The 26,024-nt window shown below is 64.9% G+C and carries 23 protein-coding genes and 1 riboswitch; of the genes, 14 read left to right on the top strand and 9 right to left on the bottom strand.

The annotated features are described in order from the left end of the window. The first annotated feature begins 140 nt into the window (after positions 1 to 140). Positions 141 to 560, top strand: coding sequence for a DoxX family protein (locus AC1TQG_RS25030; protein WP_482141292.1), 420 nt, complete (start codon positions 141 to 143; stop codon positions 558 to 560). Between the two features lie 5 nt (positions 561 to 565). Here AC1TQG_RS25030 and AC1TQG_RS25025 read toward each other — a convergent pair whose 3' ends face one another. Then, entirely contained in the window at positions 566 to 4,432 is a 3,867-nt protein-coding gene (locus tag AC1TQG_RS25025) for a Pls/PosA family non-ribosomal peptide synthetase (RefSeq protein WP_482141290.1), read from the bottom strand. A 201-nt stretch (positions 4,433 to 4,633) separates the two neighbouring features. Between AC1TQG_RS25025 and AC1TQG_RS25020 the strand changes: the two genes are divergently transcribed. Continuing rightward, complete coding sequence (locus tag AC1TQG_RS25020; protein ID WP_482141288.1) at positions 4,634 to 5,608, top strand: alpha/beta hydrolase; 975 nt, start codon at positions 4,634 to 4,636, stop codon at positions 5,606 to 5,608. A 55-nt stretch (positions 5,609 to 5,663) separates the two neighbouring features. Continuing rightward, positions 5,664 to 6,554, top strand: a complete 891-nt coding sequence (locus tag AC1TQG_RS25015; protein ID WP_482141286.1) for an oxygenase MpaB family protein — start codon at positions 5,664 to 5,666, stop codon at positions 6,552 to 6,554. A 12-nt stretch (positions 6,555 to 6,566) separates the two neighbouring features. On the opposite strand, the gene AC1TQG_RS25010 is transcribed toward AC1TQG_RS25015, so the two are convergent. Then, positions 6,567 to 8,459: an ABC transporter ATP-binding protein gene (locus tag AC1TQG_RS25010; RefSeq protein WP_482141284.1), complete on the bottom strand. Its 1,893-nt coding sequence runs from the start codon at positions 8,457 to 8,459 to the stop codon at positions 6,567 to 6,569. A 139-nt stretch (positions 8,460 to 8,598) separates the two neighbouring features. Between AC1TQG_RS25010 and fgd the strand changes: the two genes are divergently transcribed. Then, a complete protein-coding gene (fgd, locus tag AC1TQG_RS25005; RefSeq protein WP_482141282.1) occupies positions 8,599 to 9,606 on the top strand; it encodes a glucose-6-phosphate dehydrogenase (coenzyme-F420) in 1,008 nt (335 codons plus the stop codon). Between the two features lie 87 nt (positions 9,607 to 9,693). Here fgd and AC1TQG_RS25000 read toward each other — a convergent pair whose 3' ends face one another. Together AC1TQG_RS25000 and AC1TQG_RS24995 are read right to left on the bottom strand one after the other, a co-directional pair. Then, the gene (locus AC1TQG_RS25000) at positions 9,694 to 10,512 is read right to left on the bottom strand and encodes a DUF1206 domain-containing protein (RefSeq protein ID WP_482141280.1); all 819 of its coding nucleotides are present in this window, start codon (positions 10,510 to 10,512) and stop codon (positions 9,694 to 9,696) included. A 33-nt stretch (positions 10,513 to 10,545) separates the two neighbouring features. Continuing rightward, on the bottom strand, positions 10,546 to 11,442 hold the full coding sequence (locus AC1TQG_RS24995; protein ID WP_482141278.1) for a LysR family transcriptional regulator: 897 nt from the start codon (positions 11,440 to 11,442) through the stop codon (positions 10,546 to 10,548). A 54-nt stretch (positions 11,443 to 11,496) separates the two neighbouring features. On the opposite strand from AC1TQG_RS24995, the gene AC1TQG_RS24990 reads away from it, so the two are divergent. Genes AC1TQG_RS24990 through AC1TQG_RS24965 form a run of 6 tightly spaced genes read left to right on the top strand, consistent with a single transcriptional unit; the run spans position 11,497 to position 17,135 of the window. Next, on the top strand, positions 11,497 to 12,453 hold the full coding sequence (locus tag AC1TQG_RS24990; protein WP_482141485.1) for a DMT family transporter: 957 nt from the start codon (positions 11,497 to 11,499) through the stop codon (positions 12,451 to 12,453). A 10-nt stretch (positions 12,454 to 12,463) separates the two neighbouring features. After that, positions 12,464 to 13,033 (top strand): TetR/AcrR family transcriptional regulator, encoded by a 570-nt coding sequence (locus AC1TQG_RS24985; protein WP_482141276.1) that lies wholly within the window; start codon positions 12,464 to 12,466, stop codon positions 13,031 to 13,033. A 29-nt stretch (positions 13,034 to 13,062) separates the two neighbouring features. Next, positions 13,063 to 15,150: a phosphate acetyltransferase gene (pta, locus tag AC1TQG_RS24980; protein ID WP_482141274.1), complete on the top strand. Its 2,088-nt coding sequence runs from the start codon at positions 13,063 to 13,065 to the stop codon at positions 15,148 to 15,150. Further along, positions 15,143 to 16,339, top strand: coding sequence for an acetate kinase (locus AC1TQG_RS24975; RefSeq protein ID WP_482141272.1), 1,197 nt, complete (start codon positions 15,143 to 15,145; stop codon positions 16,337 to 16,339). Before pta ends, AC1TQG_RS24975 begins: the two co-directional genes overlap by 8 nt. Beyond that, on the top strand, positions 16,336 to 16,731 hold the full coding sequence (locus AC1TQG_RS24970) for an FAS1-like dehydratase domain-containing protein (RefSeq protein WP_482141270.1): 396 nt from the start codon (positions 16,336 to 16,338) through the stop codon (positions 16,729 to 16,731). The genes AC1TQG_RS24975 and AC1TQG_RS24970 overlap by 4 nt, the downstream gene beginning before the upstream one ends. Beyond that, entirely contained in the window at positions 16,728 to 17,135 is a 408-nt protein-coding gene (locus AC1TQG_RS24965) for a MaoC/PaaZ C-terminal domain-containing protein (protein ID WP_482141268.1), read from the top strand. Before AC1TQG_RS24970 ends, AC1TQG_RS24965 begins: the two co-directional genes overlap by 4 nt. Positions 17,136 to 17,144: 9 nt before the next feature. Here the strand turns inward: AC1TQG_RS24965 and AC1TQG_RS24960 are convergent, their stop codons facing one another. Genes AC1TQG_RS24960 through AC1TQG_RS24950 form a run of 3 tightly spaced genes read right to left on the bottom strand, consistent with a single transcriptional unit; the run spans position 17,145 to position 21,841 of the window. Further along, a complete protein-coding gene (locus AC1TQG_RS24960) occupies positions 17,145 to 19,481 on the bottom strand; it encodes a serine/threonine-protein kinase (protein ID WP_482141266.1) in 2,337 nt (778 codons plus the stop codon). Positions 19,482 to 19,493: 12 nt separating this feature from the next. Continuing rightward, complete coding sequence (locus tag AC1TQG_RS24955; RefSeq protein ID WP_482141264.1) at positions 19,494 to 20,486, bottom strand: glutamate ABC transporter substrate-binding protein; 993 nt, start codon at positions 20,484 to 20,486, stop codon at positions 19,494 to 19,496. Further along, a complete protein-coding gene (locus tag AC1TQG_RS24950) occupies positions 20,483 to 21,841 on the bottom strand; it encodes an MCP four helix bundle domain-containing protein (protein ID WP_482141483.1) in 1,359 nt (452 codons plus the stop codon). The genes AC1TQG_RS24955 and AC1TQG_RS24950 overlap by 4 nt, the downstream gene beginning before the upstream one ends. Before the next feature lie 219 nt (positions 21,842 to 22,060). Between AC1TQG_RS24950 and AC1TQG_RS24945 the strand changes: the two genes are divergently transcribed. Then, positions 22,061 to 22,561, top strand: coding sequence for an NUDIX hydrolase (locus AC1TQG_RS24945; protein WP_482141262.1), 501 nt, complete (start codon positions 22,061 to 22,063; stop codon positions 22,559 to 22,561). Here the strand turns inward: AC1TQG_RS24945 and AC1TQG_RS24940 are convergent. Together AC1TQG_RS24940 and thiE are read right to left on the bottom strand one after the other, a co-directional pair. Next, entirely contained in the window at positions 22,554 to 23,024 is a 471-nt protein-coding gene (locus AC1TQG_RS24940) for a 2-isopropylmalate synthase (RefSeq protein ID WP_482141260.1), read from the bottom strand. The two genes, AC1TQG_RS24945 and AC1TQG_RS24940, sit on opposite strands and share 8 nt — an antisense overlap. A 135-nt stretch (positions 23,025 to 23,159) precedes the next feature. After that, positions 23,160 to 23,858, bottom strand: coding sequence for a thiamine phosphate synthase (gene thiE / locus AC1TQG_RS24935; RefSeq protein ID WP_482141259.1), 699 nt, complete (start codon positions 23,856 to 23,858; stop codon positions 23,160 to 23,162). 32 nt (positions 23,859 to 23,890) lie between these two features. Beyond that, positions 23,891 to 24,013, top strand: a riboswitch (TPP riboswitch). On the opposite strand from thiE, the gene thiO reads away from it, so the two are divergent. The 3 genes from thiO to thiG all read left to right on the top strand — a co-directional run bounded on the left by thiO (position 24,004) and on the right by thiG (position 25,998). Next, entirely contained in the window at positions 24,004 to 25,044 is a 1,041-nt protein-coding gene (gene thiO, locus AC1TQG_RS24930; RefSeq protein ID WP_482141257.1) for a glycine oxidase ThiO, read from the top strand. It overlaps the preceding riboswitch by 10 nt. Next, entirely contained in the window at positions 25,041 to 25,244 is a 204-nt protein-coding gene (gene thiS, locus AC1TQG_RS24925) for a sulfur carrier protein ThiS (RefSeq protein ID WP_482141255.1), read from the top strand. Before thiO ends, thiS begins: the two co-directional genes overlap by 4 nt. Next, positions 25,237 to 25,998, top strand: a complete 762-nt coding sequence (gene thiG / locus AC1TQG_RS24920; RefSeq protein ID WP_482141253.1) for a thiazole synthase — start codon at positions 25,237 to 25,239, stop codon at positions 25,996 to 25,998. Before thiS ends, thiG begins: the two co-directional genes overlap by 8 nt. The last annotated feature ends 26 nt before the right edge of the window (positions 25,999 to 26,024 follow it).

Raw genomic sequence — 26,024 nt, 5'->3', positions numbered from 1 at the left:
TGGACATCTATGACGTCGCACCGCCGATTCGTGATCGGTGGAGACGTTACATGGCCGCCCAGGCGACGGTGCTTCAAGACCCGTGGGGCAGATAGCCGCTGAAGGCGACGTATTTTTTCCCGAGGACAAGGACCATAGTCATGGGTACATCGAGAAGTTTCGCATCCCTGGTCGCACGTGTGATCCTGGGCATAATCTTCATCTTCCATGGGTGGCAGAAGTTGCACACCAACGGAATCGATGCCACCGAGGCGTACTTCAAGTCGCTGGACATCCCGTGGCCTGCCGCCGCGGCCTGGTACTCCGCACTGGTCGAATTCGGTGGTGGCATCCTGCTCATCCTGGGTGTGCTGACGCCATTGGTGTCGCTGTTGCTGATCGCCGACATGATCGGCGCGATTTTCTACGCCCACATCGACAACGGGTTCTGGAACTACGACAACGGCTATGAACTGCCGCTCGCCCTGATCGCAGGCCTGGTCGCCGTCGGGCTCGCCGATACCGGCCGCGTCGGAGCCGACGGCTACCTGATGAGCCGACGGCGCCGAAACAAGGTGTAGCGCGATCACGGGTTCCACGGTGCGATCGGGTTCCCTTGCCAGCGGGTGGAATCGGGAACAACATCGCCCCGCATGACGAGTGAGGCGGGTCCGACGGTGGCGCCTGCGCCCAGTCCGGAGGCCGGGAGCGCGACGCAGTGTGGTCCGAGCGTGGCGCCGGGCCCAAGGACGACCTCGTCCATGGCCATCACCCGGTCATGGAAGAGATGGGTCTGGACCACACAACCGCGTTGCACGGTGGCGCCGTCTCCGAGGGTCACCAGGTCGGCCTCTGGCAGCCAGTAGGTTTCGCACCAGACGCCCTTGCCGATGTGGGCGCCGAGCATCCGCAGCCAGACGTTGAGGATGGGTGTTCCGGTGGCGGCGTTCGCGAACCAGGGGGCGGCGACCGTTTCCACAAAGGCATCCGAGAGTTCGTTGCGCCAGACGAACGAGCTCCACAGCGGATATTCGGTGGCCCGGATACGGCCGACCACAGTCCATTTGGCGGCCGCGGCGATACAGCAGGCAGCGGCACCGGCGATCAGCAGCACGAGCCCGCTGACGAGGGCCGCCACGTAGTAGTTGGTCTCGATCACGACGTACTGCAGGGCGATCAGTACCAGCAGGCCCAGACCGAAGCTGACCATCACCGGGATCAGTCGCATCGTCTCGACGATCGCGCGGGCGACCTTCAGTTTGGTCGGTGGATCGAACGTGCGGGAGGTATCGGTCCGGGCCGCGGACCGGCGCAAGCGCACCGGCGGACTGCCCAGCCAGCTCGAACCCGATTTCGCCTTGCTCGGTGTGGCCGACAGGACGGCCACCAGCGAGTTCTTCGGGACCTTGCGGCCGGGTCCGGTCATGCCGGAGTTGCCGAGGAACGCGCGTTTGCCGATCTTGGCCTCGTCGATGTGCATCCACCCGCCACCGAGTTCGTAGGACGCGACCATGGTGTCGTCGGCCAGGAACGCGCCGTCGCCGACCGTGGTGAACTTCGGGATCACCAGGGCGGTGGAGATCTCGGTGCCCTTGCCGATGTCGGCGCCCAGTATCCGGAACCAGACCGGGGTCAACAATGAGGCGTACAGCGGGAACAGGAAGGTCCGCGCCGAGTCCATCAACCGCTCGGTGGCCCAGACCTGCCAGCCGACCCGGGAACGCACCGGGTGATAGCCCTTGTGCATTCCGATCGACAGCAACCGCACCAGGACCACGGTGAGCACGGCGAACACCAGCAGGCTCAGCAGGGTCGCGGCAGGCAGCAATGCCATCGCGCGCAGCGTCACCGACTCGAGGTCGTCGGCACCGCCTGCCCAGCTGCCGATGATGGTCAGACCGGCAGCCAGGGACACCAGCGGAACCCCGGCCAGCAACACCGACGACACCCCGAAGATCGGCACCCAGTAGCTGCGCCTCGCGGGCCGTTCCTCCGGCCAGGGACGCTGGGCCTTACCGGTCTTGACCGCAGGCGAACCGGCCCAGCGTTGGCCGCCCTTGACCCGGCCCATCACGGCCGAACCCGGTGCGATTTCGGCGCCCGCGCCAATTCTCGCTCCCGGCAACAGCGTTGATCGCGAACCGACACTGGTGCCGGCACCGATCTCGATCTCGCCGATATGGACGACGTCCCCGTCGATCCACCAACCGGACAGGTCGACTTCGGGTTCGACCGAGCAGCCGTCGCCGAGTGTGATCATGCCCGTCACCGGCGGCAACGTGTGCATGTCGACGTCACGGCCGATCTGGGCACCGAGCGAACGGGCGAAATAGATCATCCAGGGCGCGCCAGAGAGATTTGCGGCACCACTGGCCTCGGTCAGGCGTTCGGCGATCCACAGCCGCAGATGTACCGACCCGCCGCGGGGATGATCACCGGGGCGGACCCCGGCCAGCAACAACCGGATGCCCGCCGCGGCGGTCAGCATCCGGCCGAGTGGGGTGATGAAGATGATGAAGGCGGCGAGAACGATCCACCAGTTGATCGGATGGATCCAGGATGAGTCGAAGGCCGCCGACAGGACGTTGTTCACGATGGCCAACCAGGTCGCCCACTGCAGACCGGTCAGGGTGGTCAGCGGTACGGACAGCGCGACCTGGGCCAGTCCGGTTCGGCGTGGCGTCGGTTCGACGATCCGGGGCTCGACCACCGCGCCCGGGTTGAGGTCGTCGAGCATCTGCGCCAGCGAACCGAGCCGGGGATGGTCGTAGATGTCGGCGACGGTGACGGTGGGGAACCGCTGGCGCAGGACGGTCACCAGCTGGGCGGCCGCGAGCGACCCGCCGCCCTCGGAGAAGAAGTCGGCTTTCGCGTTGGTGATGCCGACACCGAGCACCGTTGCCCAATGCCCGGCCAACCAGGCCTCGGTCGCGCTGAGGTCGCCGGTGTCGGTCTCGCCATCGCCGGAAGGCACCGGCCAGGGGAGTGCATTGCGGTCGACCTTGCCCGATGTCCGGGTGGGTAGTTCGTCCACCAGTACGAGTCGCGGGATCAGGGCCGCAGGCAGCCGATCGGTGAGTTGTTCCCGGGCGCGGTCAAGGTCGAAATCGGGGTCGGTCGAGACGAGATAGCCGACCAGCAATGAATTGCCTGCCGCCGATTTCCGGACGGCCGCGGCGGCACCGGCGACTCCGGGTAGATGCTGCAGGGCGTTGTCGACCTCGCCGAGTTCGATGCGTCGCCCGCCCACCTTGACCTGATCGTCGGCGCGACCCATGAACACCAGGCCTTCGGCCTCGAACCGGACCAGGTCGCCGCTGCGGTACGCGCGCTCCCAGCCCAATGTCTCCATCGGCGAGAACTTCTCGGCATCTTTGACCGGATCCAGATAGCGGGCCAGCCCGACTCCACCGATCACCAGTTCCCCGACCTCGCCGAAGTCGACCTGCTTCTGTTCGCCGTCGACCACGGCCAGATCCCAGCCGGCCAGTGGCAATCCGATCCGGACCGGTCGGCTCCCGTCGAGTCGGGCGGCGCAGGCCACCACGGTCGCCTCGGTGGGGCCGTAGGTGTTCCACACCTCGCGGCCGTCGACTGCCAGCCGTTCGCCGAGTTCGGGCGGGCAGGCCTCGCCGCCGAAGATCAGCAGGCGGACGGCTTCGAGGGCCTCTGGGGGCCAGAGCGCGGCCAGCGTCGGGACCGTGGACACCACGGTGATGTCACGCTGGACGAGCCACGGCCCGAGGTCCATGCCCGAACGCACCAGCGATCGTGGCGCGGGGACCAGGCAGGCGCCGTAACGCCACGCCAGCCACATTTCTTCGCAGGACGCGTCGAAGGCCACAGACAGCCCGGCGAGCACCCGGTCGCCGGGACCGAGTGGTTCGTCCTGCAGGAACATCAAGGCCTCGGCATCGACGAACGCCGCCGCATTGCGGTGGGTGACAGCCACACCCTTGGGTGTGCCGGTGGATCCGGAGGTGAAGATGATCCAGGCGTCGTCTTCGATGGTCGGTGGCGTCGGGTTTTCGACACCCTCGCCACGGGAGAGCCCGAGATCGGCCGGCCAGCGCAGGCCCTCGGCGCCCAGCACCGCCGCCACGCCGGCCTCGCCGAACACCAGGCCGGCCCGCTCCGGCGGATCGTCCGCGTCGACGGGCACGTAGGCCGCACCGGCCGCCAGAGTCGACAGGATCGCCAGGTACAGCTCGCGCGAACCCGACGGCATGCGGATTCCGACACGATCGCCGCGCCCGATCCCACGCGTGCCGAGCCAGGTCGCACCTTCATCGACGAGATCCATCAATTCGGCGTACGTGAGAATCGTGTCGCCGTCATCGATGGCCGGCGCATCCGGATGTACTGACGCGGTCTCGGTCAGTACATCGATGAGGGTCCGTGCGGTTGGCGCCTGCGCAGATCTGCTGAATTGCGCGAGGGTCGGAGCTGTCACCAAGGGCCTTTCTCTCCACGTCGTCCGAACAAGTGTTGCAGCCCGGTCATGGACATGCGATGCAACGAGACCACATCGGCCCCTCGCGTGAGGTACTCAGGTGGACCCAACTGCGGAGTGGTAGGTGTAACTTCACGAAATCTTTGTCTAGAATTCACTGTTCAAGACGATATGCCCTGGTCATGGCGAAGGGGATTTGAGATGTCGGTGACTAGACATGCACGACCGAGCCTGCGGTCGTACCCCATCTGGATGGGCTCGCGGCTCTTTGTGAAGCCCACCCTTGCGCTCTGGCCCATCGGGGCCGTGGGGCTGCGGCCGCTGTATCTCATTGATGAGATCTTCGCCCTTGGCCCGAAGGGAAAGTCTGTGGCGCGTGAGCAGATCACCTTGGCCGGCCGGCCGGTAGAACTGTCGGTACCCGCCCGCCCGAGTGGTCGCGATGAAGCAGCGGCCGTGCTCTATCTGCACGGTGGGGCGCTCGTCGTGTGTGGCCTGGCCACGCATCGGGCGGTCGCCGGGAAGCTGTGCGAGCACGTCGACCTGCCCGTGTATTCGGTTGCGTACCGGCAACTTCCGGAGGCAGGCGTGGGAACCTCCGTCGCCGATGCCTATCAGGCCTACCTGGAACTGGTGACCGAACGGGGGTTCAAACACGTTGTTGTGGCGGGTGATTCGGCCGGCGGGTTCCTCGCGGGCAAGATCGTCGAGCTGGCCCACCGCGACGGAGTGCCCTCTCCCGTGGCGTATATCGGGTACTCGCCCTTCCTCGACCTCGATCTCGGCGGCAATCCCAACCGCTCGAGCCGTGGCGATGCATACCTTCCGATCCGCAAACTTGCCGCGCTCCGGCCGCAATTCGACAAGGGGCCGATCGAACTCGACGGGGTCCGCCGGATCGTGGACGTTCCACCCGCGGCCTTTCCGCCGACCATCGTCGTCACCGCCGAAGGCGAGATGCTCGAGCCGGACGCGCTCGAACTGGTGGAGTCGCTGACCGCGGCCGGGGTGAAGGTGCAGATGCACAGTTATGCCTGGCAGGTTCACGCATTTCCCGCGCTGGCGGGGCGCCATCCGGAGGCACGTCGAGCCATCGCGAGGACAGCGCGGTTCGCCAAGGACGCCGTTGCAGCAGCCGCGCGAGGTGGGCGCGCACACCTGCGGGGCGCCAGTTAGGCAGTGCGTTGGCACAATCTTCCGAATATGTTCCATTGCTGCTACCGTCAAGCTCATGACCGACGCAATCGACACGACGGCAGCCGAATCGGAGGCCGACGATGCGCGCCCGGAGATTGTCGGCGCACCGCTGGGCCCCGGGTCGCTGACCTGGCGTTATTTCGGGGACAGTCGGGTGACGTTGCTGGGTCCGCGACCCGGTGTGCTCGAGAACATGCTGCCCGAACTCGGCCAGGCGGTCCTGGAACATTCAGTGTTCTTCGAGGACCCGTTTGCCCGCATCAAGCGCTCACTGCCGGGTATCTACGGCACCGTCTATGCGCCAGAGGGTGACAGTGCCGGACCGACGGTTCGTGATTTCCACGTCGACATCAAGGGCGAGATGCCCGGTGGGGAGCGGTACCACGCGCTCAATCCCGAGACCTATTACTGGGCACATGCGACGTTTGTCGACATCGTCCTGGAGGCCACCGACCGCTTCATCAAGAAGCTCACCGACGCCGAGAAAGAGCAGATCTACGCCGAGTCGGTCACCTGGTACCGCCGTTACGGTGTCAGCGAACGGCCGGTCCCGGCGACGTATGCCGACTTCGTTGCGTACTGGGATCACATGGTCGACGAGGTACTCGTCCCGCACAAGACAGCGCGTTACGGCGTCGGCTTCGTCACCAAGGGCTACCCGCTGCCGCCCGGTATGAAACCCGTTGTCTGGAAGGTGATCTCACCGATCGTCAATCCGTTTGCGGCATTCATCACCACCGGGGGTCTGCCGGAACGCTCACGCAGGCAGTTGAACCTGCCGTGGAGTGACCGCAAGGAACGCAACTACCGGCGGTTCTGTGCCGCCGTTCGGGCCTTCGATCCGATCTATTCGAAGCTGCCCGCCACAGTCCGCTACAACAAGTTTGCGCTGAAGGGATTCGCCCGGGCAGGTGTACGGCCCTGAGGGGTGGCCGTTTCACTTGGCCGGCGCGGAGTTGTTGTCCGAGAACTGGGTTCGATACAGCTCGGAGTAACGCCCGCCACGCGCAAGCAGATCGAGGTGTGTGCCGCGTTCGACCACGCGGCCCTCTTCCAGGACGAGTATCTCGTCGGCCGCCCGGATGGTCGAGAGGCGGTGAGCGATCACCACTGATGTCCGGTCGGCGAGTGCTTCGCCCAGCGCTTCCTGCACAGCGGCTTCCGATGTGGAGTCGAGGTGGGCGGTCGCCTCGTCGAGGATCACCACGGACGGTTGTGCCAGGAGCAGTCGCGCGATGGTCAGGCGCTGACGCTCGCCGCCGGAGAGGCGGTATCCCCGTTCTCCGACAACGGTGTCGAGACCGTCGGCCAGACTTGCCACCAGGCCGTCGAGTCGAGAGCGACGCAACGCGTCCCAGATGTCCTGCTCGGAGGCGTCGGGGCTGGCGAACAGCAGATTCTGGCGGACAGTTTCATGGAACAGGTGCCCGTCCTGGGTCACCAGTCCGATCGAGCGGTGCAGCGATCCGCTCTCGATATCGCGAATATCTGTGTCGCCCAGCCGGATCGAACCTCCGTCGACGTCGTACAGGCGGGTGGCCAACTGGGCGATCGTCGATTTGCCTGCGCCGGAGCTGCCGACGAGGGCCACCATCTTGCCCGGTGGCACGGTGAACGACACATCGTGGATGACCTGGTCACCGCCGCGGGTATCGAGGATCGCGACTTCTTCGAGTGAAGCCAACGAGACCTTGTCGGCCGATGGGTACGCGAACCGCACGTTGTTGAAGGTCAGCGATTGTGGGCCCGAAGGTGCGGTCACCGCGTCGTCCTTGTCGGTGATCAGCGGCGGCAGGTCGAGGACCTCGAAGACGCGCTCGAAGCTGACGACGGCGCTCATGATCTCGACCCGGGCATTGGCGAGTGCGGTCAGCGGCGCGTACATCCGGGTCAGCAGCAAGGCCAACGAAACCACGGCGCCGGCGTCGAGATGACCGTTGACCGCGAGGTAGCCGCCCAGACCGTAGACCAGGGCCAGCGCCAGGGCCGAGACCAGTGTCAGCGAGGTGACGAAGATGCTCTGGGCCAGTGAGCGGCGTACGCCGATGGCCCGCACCTTGTCTGCGCGGGTGGAGAACTCGTCAGATTCATGATCGGGGCGCCCGAACAACTTCACCAGGGTGGCGCCCGGAGCCGAGAACCGCTCGGTCATCTGGGTGGACATCAGGGAGTTGTACTCGGCGGCCTCCCGGGACAGTGCCTGCATCCGCTTGCCCATGCGCCGGGCCGGAACGACGAACAGTGGCAACAGGACCAATGTCAGCAGGGTGATCTGCCAGCTGATCGACATCATCACCGCGACGGTGAGCGTCAGCGTGACGATGTTGGACACCACCCCGGAGAGGGTGTCGGAGAACGCCCGCTGCGCGCCGATGACGTCGTTGTTGAGGCGGCTCACCAGGGCGCCGGTGCGGGTTCGGGTGAAGAACGCGACCGGCATCTTCTGAACGTGGTCGAATACGGCCCGGCGCAGGTCGTAGATCAGACCCTCACCGATGGTGGACGACAGCCAGCTCACCACGAGTCCGGCCGCGGCCTCGGCGAGCGCGATCAGCGCGATCAGGACCGACAGCCACACCACGGTCGAGGCCATGCCGCCGTCGACGATGTGGTTCACCACCTGGCCGGCCAGGACCGGCGTCAGGACGGTCAGGATCGCGACCACCACACTGAGGATCATGAAGACGGTCAACTTGCCGCGATGTGGCGAGGCAAACTCCATGATCCGGCGCACCGTGACGCCGCGGTTCCCCCGTTGCCTCTCTCTATCGAGGTCGGGCCCGTTCGCCGACCGGTACATCGTGTTCCAGGCAACTGACTCCATACTCATGACACCAACTGTAGAAGTTCAAGTTCACTTGAAGTCAAACCGCTGGTGAAGTGCGGTGCTGATCGGCCGATGAATGCTTCGGCCGGCGGGTTGTGGTCAACTGGAATCAACGGTGCACATAGTGATCAAGGGAGACACGGTGGTTTTGCGACTCGGGTACAAGGCTTCGGCGGAGCAGTTCAATCCTCGCGAGTTGGTCGAGATCGCGGTGGCCGCGGAAGAGCACGGCATGGATTCTGTCGCGGTGTCGGATCATTTTCAGCCGTGGCGTCATAACGGAGGCCACGCCCCGTTCTCGCTGGCCTGGATGGCTGCGGTGGGCGAGCGGACCAAACGGGTGCAGATCGGTACCTCGGTGATGACACCGACGTTCCGGTACAACCCGGCGGTGATCGCGCAGGCGTTTGCCTCGATGGCGTGCATGTACCCCGGCCGCATCATGCTCGGTGTCGGCACCGGTGAAGCGCTCAACGAATACGCCACCGGATTTCAGGGCGAGTGGCCCGAGTTCAAGGAACGGTTCGCGCGGTTGCGTGAGGCGGTCAAGTTGATGCGCGAGTTGTGGACCGGCGAAGAGGTCAACTTCGACGGCGAGTTCTACAAGACGCAGGGCGCGTACATGTACGACATTCCCGAGCAGCCGGTCCCGGTGTACATCGCCGCGGGTGGTCCGGTGGTGGCCCGTTATGCCGGTCGCAGCGGCGACGGCTTCATCTGCACCTCGGGCAAGGGCATGGAGCTCTACACCGAGAAGCTGATCCCGTCGGTCAAGGAAGGTGCCGAGAAAGCCGAGCGCAACTTCGAGGACATCGACCGGATGATCGAGATCAAGATCTCCTACGACCCCGATCCCGCGCTGGCTTTGGAAAACTGCCGCTTCTGGGCGCCGCTGTCGTTGACACCGGAACAGAAGCACAGCGTGAACTCGTCGACCGAGATGGAGCGCCTCGCCGACGAACTGCCGATCGAGCAGGTTGCCAAGCGCTGGATCGTCGCCTCCGATCCCGACGAAGCCGTCGAGAAGGTCAAGGCGTACACCGACGCGGGCCTCAACCACCTGGTGTTCCACGCTCCCGGACACGACCAGGCCCGATTCCTCACCAACTTCCAGAAGGATCTCGAACCCCGCCTACGCAAGCTGGGCTGACCCCCAACCCCCCGGCCCTCCGATGATGTGGCCTTCTGGCGAACAAAACCCCAGGTGGGCGCCGCCAAAAGGCCACATCATCGGGGTTCACATGCGGGAGTAGCGTGCCATCGCAAAGCTGTAGAGCCCGTACGCGGCGATCCCGAATGCCGCTACGACCATCAAGAACTGGCCGAACGGCGCCTCGCCGAGGGTCTTGACCGCGCCGTCGATGCCGGTGGCCTTGGACGGATCCGACTTGATCGACGCGACGATCACGAGGATGCCGGCACCCACCAGGACCAGACCTTTCGCGGTGTAACCGACGACCCCGAGTGGGGTGACCAGCTTGTTGTCGGTGACCTTGAGGTCGTCGAGGAAGTTCTTGGTCACGCCCTTGTAGACGTGATATCCGCCGACCGCGATGATGACCAGTCCGACCACGACGAGCAGTGTCTTGCCTGCCGTGTTCTCCATCAACCGCGCCGACAGGCCCGCGTTCTGCTTGCCGCTCGATTGGCCGCTACCGCGGGCAAACTGCACCGCAGAGATGGCGAACCCGAAATAGACGACGGCCACACTGGCCGACTTCGCGCGGTCGAAGAGCCCGGAGACACCCGAGTCGCCGCTTCCGGGTTCGGTGGCGTGCGGACCTACGATTGTTTCCGCGATGCGCCACAGCGCCATCGCGACGAATGCCACGACGGCGATCCACAGCACCAGGGTGCCGCCGGGTTTGCCCGAGAATTGGGCGAGAGCGCCCGATTGGTCGGCACTACCGCCGGACCCGAAGGCCAGCCGGAGGATGATGTAGGCGATCAGCAGATGCAGGATCCCGCTGACGATGTGGCCGCCGCGCGCGGCCCGTTCGAACAGGTTGCTGTCGGTGGCTTTGTCCACTGCCTGGGTTATTTGGTTGTCGGCCATGAGACACCTCATCACATCCGGGTGTGCCGTGGGTCAGGCCGCCTCAGGAAGAGCGACGCGCTCGCGCAGGAGCTCGATGATCCGTTGCACGGCCGGGTTGCCGCGCACCGCCTGACGGGTGCGCACCGAAATGGTGCGCATCGGAGTCGGGTTGATCAGCGGTCGACTGACCACACCCGGTGGCAATATGCCGGCACCCAGCGATGGCAGGACCGTGACACCGACACCGGCCGCGACAAAGCTGATCGCGGTCGGATAGTCGTGGGTCTCGATGTGAAAACCGGGACTGAAGCCCACCACCGAGCAGGCATCGAGGATCGCTTGCCTGCACGGCCCGCGGGAGACGTCGTTGTCGACCCACCGCTCGTCGCGCAAGGCGCCGAGGTCGACGTGTTCGCGTCGGGCGAGTGGGTGATCGTCACGCAGCACCACCACGTAGGGCTCGGCGAGTAGTTGTTGGACGTCGTAGCCGCGCAGCGACGTGGACGCGGCGCCGTCGACGTAGATCTCGACGTCCGGATCACCCGAGCTGTCGTGCGCCAACTCGATCAGCCGCAGTTCGACGCGCAGATTGGGGTACTCGCGGGTGAGGGTCGCGATGATCGGGGGTATCCAGGCGGCGCCTGCCGAAGAGAAGTAGCTCACGGACAGGCTGCCAACCCGGCCCGAGCGCAGATCGGCGACCAGGGATTCGAGTTCGGCAAGGCGCTCGAGAACCTTTGCGGCCTCGTCGGCGACCGTCAGCCCGACCGCAGTGGGTTTGATGCCGCGGCCGTCCTTCTCCATCAGGGTCAGGCCGGTCTCTTTCTGCAGCGCCGTCAGGTGCTGACTGATCGCGGACGGGGTGTACCCGAGTGCGGTGGCCGCTTCGTTGATCGAGCCGGCAGCCACCACGGCACGGAAGATTCGCAGGCGATGGACATCCAACATCCTCCCAATGTACAGCTGCACTGAAGTGACACCAAGGAAAAATTACTTGTGCTTATGGGTTGTGTGGGTGAAGGTGGAAGTCATGAAAGCAGGCAACTCGTGAAAGCCGCGCTGGCGAACAACCTGGCCGTGGTGGCGGCCGCGGTGACCGTCCTGCTCTGGGCATCGGCGTTTGTGGTCATCCGGTTTGTCGGGGAGACGTTGTCCCCGGGACCGATGACGGTGGCAAGGCTGGGTGTCGGCTCGGTTGTCCTGGTGATCATCGCGCTGCGCTACCGCCGCCCGCTTCCCCGGGGCAAGGGATTGGTGCTGGTCGTCGGCTACGGGCTGGTGTGGTTCGCGGGTTACACGGTGTTGCTCAATTGGGCCGAGCAGCACCTCGACGCCGGGACCGCGGCGTTGCTGGTGAACTTCGCACCGATCCTGGTGGCGGTGTTCGCCGGTCTGTTCTTGGGCGAGGGCTTTCCGCGGCAACTGGTGATCGGCATCCTGGTGGCATTTTCCGGGGTGCTCCTCATCGCACTCGGCGGGTCCGGTGGCAGTAACAACGACAAGCTCGGGATCATCCTGGGCCTGATCACCGCTGTGCTCTACGCGATCGGTGTGCTCATGCAGAAGGTGGCGCTGCGAACAGTCGATGCCATCACCGCGACCTGGGTCGGCTGCGTTGCCGGACTCCTCGCCACCATCCCATTTGCTCCGCAGGCCGTCTCCGAGTTGTCGCAGGCCTCGGCCGGAGCGATCGCGGGAGTTGTCTTCCTGGGTGTGGGACCCACCGCCATCGCCTTCCTCACCTGGGCCTATGCGCTTTCGCGGACGGATGCGGGGAAGATGGCGGCCACCACGCTGGCGGTACCGGCGATCGCGATCGTCCTGTCCTGGATCTTCCTCGGCGAGGTCCCGACGCTGCTCGGATTGGTCGGTGGCGCGATGGCACTGGCGGGTGTGGCAATCAGTCGCCGTCGCGGTCGAGCCGGTGCGCAATCGCCAGAACCTGTGGTCACCTCCTAATCTCAGGGGTATGGAACGAGATCGGATGGTCGACGTCGCCATCGCCGTCGTGGAGCGTTTCGGCGCAAGGGCGTTGAGCCTGACGTCTGTGGCACGGCACGCCGGCGTCGGCCGGGCGACCGCATACCGGATGTTCGGTGGCCGCGACGAGTTGGTGCAGGCGATCGTCGAACGCGAGGTCAAAAGCCTGGGTGATCTGATCGCGGGCTGGATCGCCTCGGAGACCGAGCCGGCCGCCAAGGTGTCGACGATGGTGGTCAACGTCCTCGCGTATATCAGGGAACACGAAGCGCTGCAATACATTCTGCGCAACGAGCCCGAAGAAATCATTGCCACGATCGTCGCCCGTGGGCCTGATCGTGACGCGGCCACCACCATCGTCGACATCATCGTGGCGAACAGTGTCGGAAATTTCACCGCCGAACCCGAATTGGAGGCCGCGCTCATCCCCGACGCGCGCCGGGCCACGGAGTTCATGGTCCGGGTTGTTTACTCCTACATGCTGATTCCCGGAAGTGCGATGTCAGATGAGGACATCGCAGAGATGGTGGTGCGCTCCACGGTCCGCGCGGTCGAGTGACGCGCGGCGGCCGGGTCTAGGCTGGTCGCATGGGCGCTTCAACGTCGAACAGCATCTATCTGGCATCGCCTGAAGGCGACACGGGCAAGTCGACAGTGGCGCTTGGGGTCTTGCATCTGCTGGCGGCCTCCGGTGGGCGGGTCGGGGTGTTCCGTCCCATTTCCCGGACGAACTCCGGTCGGCGCGATTACATCCTGGAACTGCTGATCGAGCACGATTCCAGCGATCTGAGCTACGAAGACTGTATCGGCGTGACCTATGAGGAGGTCCACGCCGATCCTGATGCCGCCCTCAGCGAGATCGTCAACAGGTTCCATGCGGTGGCGGAGCGTTGCGATTCGGTCCTGGTCGTCGGGTCCGACTACACCGATGTCGCGAGCCCATCGGAACTGAGCTTCAACGCGCGCATCGCAGCGAACCTGCAGACTCCGATGCTGTTGGCGCTCAAGGCGGCTTCCCGCACCGAGGATGAGGTGGTGTCCCTGGCCGAGCTGTGCCTGGCGGAGTTGTCGGCCAATCACGCGCAGGCCGTCGCGCTGATCGCCAACCGCTGCGAGCCGAATCGGTTGGGGGAGGTGAAGGCCGCACTCGAGCTGGCCACCGGGCTGCCCTGCTGGGCATTGCCGGAGGACCCGCTGCTGGTCGCTCCGACAGTTGCGGAGTTGATGTCTGAACTCGACGGCGAAATGTACAGTGGCGATCCGGAATTGCTCGGCCGGGAGGCAGTGCAGGTGATGGTCGGCGGGATGACCGTCGAGCACATCCTCGAACGTCTGACGGAAGGGATGGCCGTGATCACGCCTGCTGACCGGTCCGACGTGCTGCTCGCCCTGGTGGCCGCCAATTCGGCCGATGGTTTCCCGAAGCTCTCCGGCATCATCCTGAACGGCGGTCTCAAGCCCCACCCCAAGATCGCCGCTCTGGTCGAAGGCCTCAACTCCGCGCTACCTATTTTCTGCTGCGAACAGGGAACATACGAAACAGCAAGGGCTGCAGTAAATGCCCGCGCCCGGATGAAAGTCGATTCGGCCCGAAAGATCGACATAGCCTTGAACCTCATGGAAGCGCACGTGGACGCGGTCGCGATGCTGGAGAAGCTCCAGCTACCGATTCCAGAGGTCGTCACTCCGCAGATGTTCGAGTACCAGCTGATTTCGCGTGCCCGCAAGTTCCGCAAACGGATCGTCCTGCCCGAAGGTGGCGACGACCGGATCCTGCGCGCTGCCGGGCGCCTGCTGCGCAGGCAGGTGGCAGATCTGACGATCCTGGGCGACGAACGGGCGGTGCGTGATCGGGCGGCGGAGCTCGGGGTCGACCTGTCCGACGTGGTGGTGATCGATCCGACCACATCCGACCTGCTCGACGAGTTCAGTGCGGTCTATACCGAGCTGCGCAAACACAAGGGGATGGACACGCAGCGGGCCCGCACCATTGTCAAGGACGTGTCGTATTTCGGCACCCTGATGGTGCATCTCGGCTACGCCGACGGCATGGTATCCGGTGCGGTGCACACCACCGCCCACACGATCCGGCCTGCGTTCGAGATCATCAAGACGGCTCCGGGTATTTCGACGGTATCGAGTGTGTTCTTCATGTGTCTCGCCGATCATGTTCTGGCATACGGTGATTGCGCGGTGATCCCGGACCCGACCGCCGAACAGTTGGCCGACATCGCGATCTCGTCAGCGGCGACAGCGGCCCAGTTCGGGATCGAACCACGGGTGGCGCTGTTGTCGTATTCCACAGGCGAATCCGGCAGTGGCGCCGATGTGGAAAAGGTGCGCGAGGCCGCCCGCCTGGCCCGGCAGCGGGCGCCGGAACTGTTGATGGAAGGGCCGATTCAATACGACGCCGCGGTTGACCTCGCGGTTGCGAGTGCGAAGATGCCCGGTTCCGAGGTCGCGGGCCGGGCCACCGTGCTGGTGTTCCCCGATCTCAACACGGGTAACAACACATATAAGGCCGTGCAGCGCAGCGCCAATGCCGTGGCTGTCGGTCCGGTCTTGCAAGGGCTGCGTAAGCCGATCAACGATTTGTCGCGAGGTGCCTTGGTGTCAGACATCGTCAACACGGTTGCGATCACCGCGATCCAGGCACAGGGGATCGCCGGTGAGTGAGCCCGATACCGTCCTGGTACTCAATGCCGGTTCCTCTTCGCTGAAGTATCAGCTGGTGCAGCCGGATTCGGGTTTCGTGGTGGCACATGGTGTGGTGGAACGCATCGGGGAGTCGCAGGGACGGGTGCTGCTTGTCCGTGGGGATGTCCGCAACGAATACGTCGGTGAAGTCATCGACCACCAAGACGGGCTGTCCAAGGCGTTCGCACTGTTCAAGTCCTCCGGGCATGACCTGGAATCCGAGGGCATCGCCGCGGTTGGCCACCGGGTGGTTCATGGTGGGCCGGACCTGTATCGGCCGACCGTGGTGGACGAGGATCTGATCGAGGCCATCAAGGGACTCGAAGACATGGCCCCGCTGCACAACCCGGTAAATCTTCTGGGAATCGAAGCCATCCGGAAGTTGCTGCCCGAGGTGCCCTCCGTGGTCGTGTTCGACACGGCGTTCTTCCACGGACTTCCCGAGCACGTCGCCACCTATGCGATCGACCGGAAGTTGGCGCTCGAACACAACATCCGCAGGTACGGATTCCACGGCACATCACACGCGTACGTATCGTCGCGGACCGCCGAGTTCTTGGACGTCGAATTGGAAAGTATCAATCAGATTGTGCTGCATCTGGGTAACGGTGCATCTGCGTCTGCCATCGCGGGCGGCAAGCCGGTCGAGACGTCGATGGGATTGACCCCGCTCGAAGGTCTGGTGATGGGGACGCGAAGCGGTGACATCGACCCGGGCGTGGTGATGTACCTCAAACGCGCGGCGGGTCTGGATGTCGCTGACATCGACGCGGTGCTCAATCGTCGGTCGGGGTTGAAGGGTTTGTGTGGGGAGAACGACTTCCGTGTGATCACCCGATCAGTCGAGGAGGGCGACCCGGACGCGACACTTGCCTACAACGTCTATATTCACCGGTTGCGCAAGTACATCGGCGCCTACATGGTGACATTGGGCCGAACCGACACCATCGTGTTCACTGCGGGCGTTGGGGAGAACTCTGTCAATGTTCGTGCGGACGCCATGGCCGGGCTCGAAAACTTTGGCATCGTGCTCGATGCCGAACGCAATGCGGCCAGAAGTCGTGAGCCGAGGATCATTTCAACCGACGATTCCCCGGTCACCGTGCTCGTGGTGCCGACCAACGAAGAACTCGCCATAGCGCGGCAAGCAGTGGAGGCACTCTCATGATCGTTGAAGGCACGCAGGTCTCGCCGGAGTCACCATACGAGGTGACGCAGGCGGAGATCGACGAGGTGGTGGCGGTGATCGGTGGACCGCAGGCCACCTCCGGCGAAGCGCCGCCGAGCTTTGTCAATGTGGTCTTGGGTCCCGCGATCAAGATGTTCCTGACCATCGGTGACGTGCCGTTCATGGGTGTGGTCCACACGGCCGAAACGACGATCTACACAAGACCTTTGAGGGCGGGTGACGTGGTGAACACGAGCGTGACGGTGACGAACGTGCGGGCGAGGGCGGCGATCACGCAGTTCGAGATCGTCTCCATGGTCACCGGCCCGGACGGGCACGAGATCGTACGGGTCAACTCGGCATTGATCTGCGAGACCGAGGCAGCCGAATGAGCGATCTCACGGTCGGGACCGAGTTGTTCAACGTGTCCGAGACGATCGACCAGCAGAGAATACGTGCCTACGCGCGGGCCTCGAAGGACAACAACCCAATCCACGTTGACGAAAAGGTTGCAGTCGCAGTCGGTTTGGACGGTCCGGTGGCACACGGAATGTTGACGGTCGGGATCGGGGTCGGGCATGTGATGTGGTGGCTCGAAGACCAACCACATCGATTCCTCCGGTACGAGACCAGGTTCGTCAAACCCGTTGTGGTGCTGGACGACGTCCCGGCGGAACTCTCGGTATCAGGCGTGGTCGGTGCCGTGTCGGACGAGGAGATCCGGATCGACATCCAGATGAGGCTCAAAGAGACCGGCCAGTTGGTGCTGCGGCCGTTCCGGGTGTTCGTGGGCTGATCAGCGCGCTCAGAACAAGGTATGCGGCCGAACGAAGTTGGCAAGGTCGACGAGGCGGAAGCGTTGGGTGCGGTTGACCGTGCTGCGGGCGAGTCGGCGCAATGACTGTTCGCAGCCGACCCGCAGCCCGTGGTCGTTGAACGGATAGCCGAGGATGTCACCCCGCGCGGACGCGTCGGTGGGGGACTGGTCGGGGCGGCGATGGATCCAGCCGAGTGCGATACCCAGGACCAGGATCACCAGTCGTTGCTTGCGGGGCTCGGCATCCGACATCGACTCGAGTCGCCGTGCAGCCTCGCGTAATTGGTCTTCGGAGACCTCGGCGGGGTCGCGGCCGTGGACCAGGGTGAGGACCGAGGTGCAGTTGGCGGCGTTGTAGTGGCGGCTGGTGGGTGGCACATCGTCGAGCGCCTTGACGGCACCGGGGATGTCGCCCTTCGCAAACCGCATCCGCGCGAGGCCGAACGCGGCGGTGATGATGGCGCGGTCGGTCTGCCACAGCGTGCGGTAGTGGTGCAGCGCAACGTCGTGGTTGCCCATCAGTTCGGCGGTGGCGGCGACGGCGAGCTTGGGCGCAGCCTCACCGGGCATCGCGGAAAGGACGTCGTTGAAGCGTTCGTGCGCGGTCGGTACGTCGCCGGTCAACAAGGTCCCCAGCCCGATGAACCAGTCCGTGCGCCAAGACTTTCCGTGGTGTTCGGTCGCGTCGTGCAGGAGATTGAGGGCGGTTTGCGCTTCGCCGAGCTCGAGGTACGCGCGGGCCTCGATCAGGTCGATCTCTCGGGATGGATGATCATCGGACGGGTCGGTGCCGATGACCGACGACAGGCCGCCTTCGCGCGCGCTGCGGATCGAGTCGAGTGTCTGGGTCGGCTCCGACAACACCGTCGAATTGAGCAGCCCGGCAGCCGGATCCGACTGGTCGACCAGTGGGACCGGAAGGGCTGCGACGATGTCGATCGTGTCCAGACTCCTTCTGGTGCGGACCGGTTCGAGGATGCCGTCCACCGGTGCGAGCATCATCTCGGTGCCGAAGGTTGTCCGCTGGGGACTGAAGACCGTCGACAACCCGGGCCGGGGTATGCCGGTGTGGGCTGCCACGGTCTCACGCAACACGTTGAGGAGCTGGCCGGCCATCTCGTCCGCGGAGGCGAATCGCTGGGTGGGATCGGGGTTCGTGGCGCGCTGCAACAGTCGATAGAATGACGGATTCTCTTGGAACAGCGCCACATCCGCGGGGTCGGGAAGACCGTCGAGGTAGCGGCCCTTCTCCATCGGCATGTCGACGGTGAGCACCGCCAGCGTGCGTCCGAGGCTGTAGATGTCGGATGCGACCTGCGGCCCGGTCTTGACGATCTCGGGTGCCTGGAATCCGGGGGTGCCGTAGAGGTGACCGTAACCGTTGATCCGGGAGACGGCACCGAGGTCGATCAGCTTGACGTCTTCGCTGCCGATCATGATGTTCTCGGGTTTGATGTCGTTGTACACCAGGCCGACCGAATGCAGATATGTGACGGCGGGCAGGACCTCGAGCAGGTACGCGATCGCCTGTTCCGGTGGCAGTTGCTTTCGGTGCGAACCGGATTCGTCCTCGGCGGACGTGATGTCCTTGAGCGTGCTACCGCCGATGTACTCCATCACGATGTAGCCGAAGGTGTTGTCGCCGACATCGGGATGCTCGACGAAGTTGTAGATCTTGACGATTCCGGGGTGTGAGACCGATGCCAGGAACTGGCGCTCTGCCAGCGCAACGGCCTGTGCCTGAGAGTCTTTCGAGTTCAGCAGTCCCTTGAGGACGACCGGCCGATCGGAGACGTTGTGGTCGATGGCCAGGTAGATCCAGCCGAGGCCGCCATAGGCAATGGCACCGACGATCTCGTACTGATCTGCGACCATCGTCCCCTTGCTCAGCCCCGGGACAAACGAGTAGCGGGCCCCGCAGTTGTTGCAGGTGCCGGTGAGCGGACCACGGCCCTCACCCGACGACCTGCCAACCGGCCGACCGCACTTCCAGCACAACCGATTTGCCTCGGGGATGACGGCGTCGTCCATCACGGCGTCAAACGGTTCGATGTCGTGGATCCGCGGCACATCCACCAGGCCGCCGCCCATCCGCCGGCGACTACGAGAACTCCGGCTGGTGGGTACCAGGAGGTTCGGCTGGCTCGTGCTGCCGACCGGTGCGCGCAAGGTCGGCTCGGTGAAGTCCGTGTCAGTCCCTACGGCCTGCGTCGGGACTTCGGCGTGACGGACACCGGACGGCTCCGTACCCACCTCGAGATCCCTGAGGGTGGCAGCTTGCGTGCCGACCTCAGGGGTCTTGTCGGAGGAAGGATGATCAGTCAACGGATTCGCGTCCTAATCCCGGTACTCGGGTTGCGGTGGATAGTATTTCGGACCCAGGATCGAGAGCCACTTGTTGTAGATCTCGAACCAGGTGCCGTCGTTGCGGATCTGCTCGAGGATCCCGTTGGTGAACCGCACCATGTCCTCGTCGTTCTTGTTGATGCCGATCCCGTACGGTTCTTCGCCGAGGCTCTGGCCGACCACGTGGACGTATGGATCCTGGGCCGCCATCCCGGCGAGGATCGCGTCATCGGTCGAGACCGCATCCACCTGACCTTGCTGCAACATCACCAGGCAGTCCGCCCAGGAGGACACGGTGTCGACGATGGCATCGGGAACCCGTTGCTGGATGCGGGCGATCGAGGTGGTCCCGCGTGCGGCACAGACCCTTTTGCCTGCCAGGTCGGCAACACCGTTGATGCCGGAGCTCCGCATGGTCAGTATGCGCTGAGATGCTTCGTAGTACACCGTGGAGAAGGCGATCTCTTCGAGCCGGTCACAGGTGATGCTCATGGTCTTGACGACGATGTCGACCGATCCGTCTTTGAGCGCGCTGATCCGGTCGTCGGAGTTGAGGATCCGGAACTCGATTCGTTCGGGATCCCCGAAGATGCCGCGCGCGATCTCCTTGGCGATGTCGACATCGAATCCCTCGATGGTCCCGCTGACCGGATCGCGGAACGAGATCAGGTTCGAGCCGATGTCGAGGCCGACCTTGAGCCAGCCGCGTTTGTAGATGGCCTCCATGCTGCTGCCCGCCGGCATCTGTCCGGGCGTCGGAAGCGGTCCGGGAGCCAGGCTTGCGGTGGAGTCGCAGGATTCGGTGGCCGGTGGCGCTTCCACCGGAACATCGGTACTGACACCGGCCGGGCTGGGCCAGACCGCGGTGGCCGAGGGCGGATCATTCGGCGGTGCCGCGGCGTGCACGCACCCCGCGAGGAGGCTTGCGCTCACCGCGATGACGGCGGCGGCCGCAGCCGGCCGGAAAGTGCGTCGCGTGGTCATCGATACTCCCGAATCCGTGGTGCGATGCCGACCGCTGACGCGACGCCTGCGGCGATCCCCAGCAGCAGGATTCCCAGTCCGGCGTATCCGATCACAACCCGGGCGGTGTTGATGTCGTCGCGGAAGGTTTCCCGGGTGCGGGTGATGCCGTCGACCAGTGCGTCGTCCAGCGCGGTGTATGCGGCCGCCGAACCGTCCGGGTTGTCCCCGACGGCGATGGCGGTGGCGCCGTTGAAGTCGCCGGCGTTGGTGCGTTCGAGCATCGCTGCGTGGGCGTCGCGCCACAGTGCGAGGGCATCGAGGGCGTCGGTGACGGAGTCCTCTGCGACGTCCTTGCTTTCGTCATCGAGATATTCGTTGAGTACCACGTCGATCTGGTTGGAGGCCTCGGTCCAGCTCGCCTCGATGTCTTGCTGATCGCCGCGTCGGACAAGCGAGAGGGTTTCGTCCGATCGGGCCTGCTGGGTGAGGATCCGGGCCGAGGTGAGTTCACCGAGGGGAGCCGCACCGAGTTTTTCGGCATCGCTGGTTGCCTTCACCGACAACAGTCCGCCGATCAGCAACCACATCAATCCGATCACCAGGCATCCGATGGCCACGAGCAGTCCGATGTTGAAACGTCGTCGGCTGCGACGTGCGATGTAGAGATGGGTGGCGATCAGCGCGGCCAGGACGAGAGCGAGGGCGAAGTAGACACCCCACGGTGGGCTGGTGAAGTTGGTCCGCGCGTTGCCGATGGCCTCGAAGCGTTCGGTGTACAGACGTTCGGCTGCGGGCAGGATGGTCTCCTGCATCATGTTCGACGCCTCGCCCAGGTATGCCGATCCGACCGGATTGCCAAGGCGATTGTTGATCCGGGCCGACTCGATGAGGCCCGTGTAGACGGGGAGCTGTGTCGACAGGGTGGTCAGGTCCTGCCGGACCTGGGCATTGTCCATGGCGGTACCGCTGACGGACTCGATCATGGCGTTCGCGGCGGTCGCCACCGCGTCGTTGTAGCTGGCCCGAAGCGCGGCCGGTTCCAGACCGCCGGAGATGAACGCGGTGTTGGCGGCGGCGTCGGCGATCGACAGTGAGCTGTAGAGCACCTGCGACGCCTCGGCCAGCGGTTCGGTCTCGTCGATCATCACTTCGAGTGTGCTGGTGCGCTGGTCGAGGGTGTCTGAGGCATACCAGCCGACCGTGACGCAGGAAATGATCAGGACCGCCATGATGATCATCAGTTTGCCGGGGCTGGTCTTGGCGAGTTCGCGCATGTTGGTGATGGGGTGCGGCGACCGCTCGCGCGTGAGATTCATCAGTTCGCGCCGGGTCAGCGGAGCCGGTCGGTCGGAGTAGGGCTTATCCGCACGCATGAACCGGGTACGCAAAGATGTTGCGTTGCCGCCGGTCACGCGGTCCCTTCTTCCTGGAGCTCGCCGGGTCGAACAGGTCGTGTCCTGATCGGAGTTATTTTCGAACTGACTGCGACATTACTTCGATTGATCATGGACTTGTTGCAGTGCGACCCCGTGTCACTCGCTGGTTGCAAGTAGCGTGACTACCAACAAACGCGGGCTGGCGAGGAGGTTCTGGTGCGAGGCGACGGCGACGGATGGGTTTTCGACGCGGATGGATCGCGTTACTGGGGCCGTCACGGTGCCGCCGGACTATTACTCTTCACACTTAGTGAAGCGAGTGAAGCGCTGATTCTGTTACAGCATCGCGCGGTCTGGAGCCATCAGGGCGGGACGTGGGCACTGCCGGGCGGCGCCCGCGACTCCCACGAGAGCGCGGTGGACACCGCGGTGCGTGAGGCCGATGAAGAGGCCGGGATCGCCGATGCGGTACTGACCGTGCACACCGAGTTGGTGACACATCGAGCCCCCAGCGGCTGGACCTACACCACCGTGATCGCCGAGGTTGCGAATCCGCTGGTCACCACGGCCAACGGTGAGTCGGTGGAACTGCGCTGGGTCAGCTCTGACCAGGTGAACGAATTGCCGCTGCACCCGGCGTTCGGGGCGAGCTGGCCCGATCTGAGGATCCAACTCGGCTCGATCGTCGGCGCGGCCGATACCGGCACCGTCAGCTGAGCCGGTTCGCCGCCGCGATCAGTGCGGCCAGCGCCGAGTCCTCACCGTTGGTGCCCGACCCCATCGACCAGGTCCGTCGACCGTCACGTTCGCAGCGCAGGAGTGTGGTGACACCCCCCGCGTGGTCGTACTGGTGGAGGTCGGCGATCTCGAGTCTGGCGCCGAGCTGATACAGCATGTCGGTGAGTGCGCCGATCGGTCCGGATGCGGTGGCGGCCAGCGCAGAGATCGAGTCGCCGTCGGCGATGGTCGCCTGACAGAACAGCAGGTCATCGGCGCCGCGGTCGGCAGTCCAGTTGCCAAGGCGGAGCGGACCCGAGGTGGGGGCGTAGGTATTGGTGAAGGCGGACCAGCTCATACCTGCGGCTTCGGCACAAAGGGCCGATGGCAGCGGGCGTCCGAACCGGGCAGTGAAGTGGTCGCGATGCTGATGTTGTGAATCAGTGGAGATCAGAGTGTTCATGAGAGCGGGTCTTCCGGGAAAGAGGATGACCAGCGGATAGCGCAACGGCCCGCAGCGGGGGGCCGGTCGAATCAGACCCCGCTACGGCGGTGAACTACGAGAAGCTGCTTCATCATGATCTCCCCACCATAGCTCTCAGATTTTGATGGATGCAAGCAGATTGTCCTTCAAACGACGGGCAGCGGCCTCCGGGTCGGGCGCGGCCGTGATCGCCCGGACGACCACGATGCGCTGCGCGCCTGCGGCGATGACCTCGGGCAGTCGCTGCTCGTCGATGCCTCCGATTGCGAACCAGGGACGGGCCGGGGCGTGGGCCGCGGTGTCACGGACGAGGTCGAGCCCCGGTGCACTGCGACCGGGTTTGGTGGGTGTCGGCCAGCAGGGACCGGTGCAGAAATAGTCGACCCCGGGTTCTGTTGCGGCGCTGCGTGCCTCGACGCTCGAGTGGGTGCTGCGTCCGATGATGACGTCGTCGCCGACGATTCGGCGGGCCGCTGCCACCGGGAGGTCGTCCTGGCCGAGGTGCAGGATGTCGGCGCCCGAGAGTGCAGCGATGTCGGCGCGGTCGTTGACCGAGAGCAATGCGCCGTGGCGGGCGGTGACCTCGGCCAGCTCGGCGAGGAGATCCAGCTCATGGGCGGCTTCGAGTGGTCCGAACTCGCGCTCGCCGGGTGAACCCTTGTCGCGGAGCTGGATGATGTCGACACCGCCGGCGAGTGCGCGGTCGGCGAACCGGGCGAGGTCACCGCGCTCGCGGCGGGCGTCGGTGCAGAGATAGAGCCGGGCAGCACTCAAACGAGCACGGGCAGGGGCCGATTGGTTGTGGGCAGTCACAGTCCCCGAATGTACCGGCGTACTCTGTTCGGCAGTACACACACGGGTGCTCGAGGGAATCGCTCGGGCTGAGACCGCAGGACACGAACCGTCCGCGAAACCGTTACACCTGATCCGGATAATGCCGGCGAAGGAAGGACGTGGGATGAAGACCCTCGGAATTGTCGGTGGCGGCGTCATCGGGCTGTCTTGCGCGCTTCGGGCTGCCGAAAGTGGCTGGCAAGTAACCATTTATGACCCCGGCCGGGGTGATGCGGCATCGGCGGTTGCGGCCGGAATGCTCGGCATTGCCGGCGAGAGTCGCGTCGGTGAAGACACCTATCTCACCTTTGCCGAACGTGCGATGGCCCGATGGCCTGCGTTCTTGGACAGCCTCGGAGATCCCCGTGTGGTTGCGGCGCGCTCCAGCGTGATGGCCGGAGTGGACAGCGCCGACGTCGGCGAACTCGCGATGGCCGCCGACTGGCTCGGGCAACGTGGTCATCGGGTGCAGCCGTTGACCGGTAACGAGATTCGTGAGCTCGAACCGGCGGTGTCGACGCGGGTGCGCAGTGGTTTTCTGGCCAGTGGTGAGATGGCCGTGGACAACCGCCGGTTGTTGTCGGTGCTCACCGCGAGTGCGTCCACCCTCGGGGTGCACTTCGTTCGTGACGAGGTCACCGACCTGGGCGGCCCACCGGACGATCAGCTGTTGCTGACCGCGGGCGTGGGATCGGCGAAACTCCTGCCTGGGTTGCCGGTGTACCCATCGAAGGGGGAGGTGCTCCGGCTCGGCTGGGCGCAGGGGGCGCTTTCACCCCCCAAACACGTTGTCCGAGGGCTGATCAACGGTCGTGCCGTCTACGTTGTGCCCCGATCCGACGGGGTGGTCGTGGGTGCCACCCAGTACGACGGCGATGCGGATCTGCAACCGGTGGTCGGCGGTGTGGCCGATCTGCTGGCGGACGCCATCGAGCTGATGCCGTCGTTGCGCGAATATCGCCTGTTCTCCGCCGATGCCGGGCTGCGTCCGCTGACGCCGGACGGACTCCCGATCATCGGCAGAATCGACGAACGCGTCTGTGTGGCCACCGGACACGGCCGCAACGGCATCCTGATGAGCGCTATCACCGCCGATCTGGTGGCGGACATGCTCGCGGGCAACACTATTGACGAACCGGCCATCGATCCAGGGAGATTCTCATGACAACCGACGTGGTCGTCAACGGCGTTGCCACCGCGCTTCCGGAAGGGATGACCGTGGTCGAACTGCTCGAACACCTCGATCTGCCGCGCACCGGCGTGGCCATCGCGATCGACGGGGTGGTGCGTCCGAAGTCCACCTGGCACACCGCACTCGGATCCTGCAGCAGCGTCGAGATCCTGACGGCGGTGCAAGGTGGATGATCCGCTGATCATCGGTGATCGCACACTGCACTCGCGGCTGATCACCGGCACCGGTGGCGCAGCGAATCTGGCTGTGCTCGAAGAGGCCCTGATCGCCTCGGGAACCGAACTGACGACCGTGGCGATGCGGCGTGTCGACTCCGCGGGCCGGACCGGTGTGCTGGACCTGTTGCGCCGCTTGAACATCGATGTCCTGCCCAATACGGCCGGCTGTCGGTCGGCCGCCGAAGCGGTGCTGACCGCTCAGCTCGCCCGCGAGGCCCTCGGGACCAATTGGGTGAAAGTCGAGGTCGTCGGCGATGACCGCACCCTGTTGCCAGACGGACCGGAACTGGTCGCGGCGACCACTGCGCTGGTCGACGACGGATTCGTGGTGTTGCCGTACAGCAACGACGATCCGATCCTGGCCCGGCGGCTCGAAGACGCGGGCGCCGCGGCCGTCATGCCGTTGGGGTCGCCGATCGGCACCGGACTCGGGATCATCAACCGGCACAACATCGAGATGATCGTGGCGTCGGCGCGGGTGCCGGTGATCCTCGACGCGGGTATCGGGACCGCCAGTGATGCGGCCTTGGCGATGGAGCTGGGATGTTCCGGAGTGCTGCTGGCCTCGGCGGTCACCCGTGCGGCAGACCCGCCGCGCATGGCCGCGGCGATGCAGGCCGCGGTCGTCGCCGGCCGGCTCGCGCATGGTGCGGGGCGTATTCCGAAGAGGTTCTGGGCGCAGGCGTCGTCGCCTCAGATCGATCGCTGATCACACCTGATCCCACGTCTGATTTG

Source organism: Williamsia sp. Y844 (assembly GCF_056786475.1).
The sequence above is the reverse complement of the archived record's forward strand: the minus strand, read 5'-3'. Positions and strand labels throughout refer to the sequence as shown.

Bases quoted from the DNA above. Each gene is read 5' to 3' on its own strand.
- AC1TQG_RS25030 (WP_482141292.1), top strand. From the start codon at position 141: ATGGGTACATCGAGAAGTTTCGCATCCCTGGTCGCACGTGTGATCCTG.
- AC1TQG_RS25020 (WP_482141288.1), top strand. From the start codon at position 4,634: ATGTCGGTGACTAGACATGCACGACCGAGCCTGCGGTCGTACCCCATC.
- AC1TQG_RS25015 (WP_482141286.1), top strand. From the start codon at position 5,664: ATGACCGACGCAATCGACACGACGGCAGCCGAATCGGAGGCCGACGAT.
- AC1TQG_RS25010 (WP_482141284.1), bottom strand. From the start codon at position 8,459: ATGAGTATGGAGTCAGTTGCCTGGAACACGATGTACCGGTCGGCGAAC.
- AC1TQG_RS25000 (WP_482141280.1), bottom strand. From the start codon at position 10,512: ATGGCCGACAACCAAATAACCCAGGCAGTGGACAAAGCCACCGACAGC.
- AC1TQG_RS24995 (WP_482141278.1), bottom strand. From the start codon at position 11,442: ATGTTGGATGTCCATCGCCTGCGAATCTTCCGTGCCGTGGTGGCTGCC.
- AC1TQG_RS24990 (WP_482141485.1), top strand. From the start codon at position 11,497: ATGGGTTGTGTGGGTGAAGGTGGAAGTCATGAAAGCAGGCAACTCGTG.
- AC1TQG_RS24985 (WP_482141276.1), top strand. From the start codon at position 12,464: ATGGAACGAGATCGGATGGTCGACGTCGCCATCGCCGTCGTGGAGCGT.
- pta (WP_482141274.1), top strand. From the start codon at position 13,063: ATGGGCGCTTCAACGTCGAACAGCATCTATCTGGCATCGCCTGAAGGC.
- AC1TQG_RS24970 (WP_482141270.1), top strand. From the start codon at position 16,336: ATGATCGTTGAAGGCACGCAGGTCTCGCCGGAGTCACCATACGAGGTG.
- AC1TQG_RS24965 (WP_482141268.1), top strand. From the start codon at position 16,728: ATGAGCGATCTCACGGTCGGGACCGAGTTGTTCAACGTGTCCGAGACG.
- AC1TQG_RS24955 (WP_482141264.1), bottom strand. From the start codon at position 20,486: ATGACCACGCGACGCACTTTCCGGCCGGCTGCGGCCGCCGCCGTCATC.
- AC1TQG_RS24950 (WP_482141483.1), bottom strand. From the start codon at position 21,841: ATGCGTGCGGATAAGCCCTACTCCGACCGACCGGCTCCGCTGACCCGG.
- AC1TQG_RS24940 (WP_482141260.1), bottom strand. From the start codon at position 23,024: ATGAACACTCTGATCTCCACTGATTCACAACATCAGCATCGCGACCAC.
- thiO (WP_482141257.1), top strand. From the start codon at position 24,004: ATGAAGACCCTCGGAATTGTCGGTGGCGGCGTCATCGGGCTGTCTTGC.
- thiS (WP_482141255.1), top strand. From the start codon at position 25,041: ATGACAACCGACGTGGTCGTCAACGGCGTTGCCACCGCGCTTCCGGAA.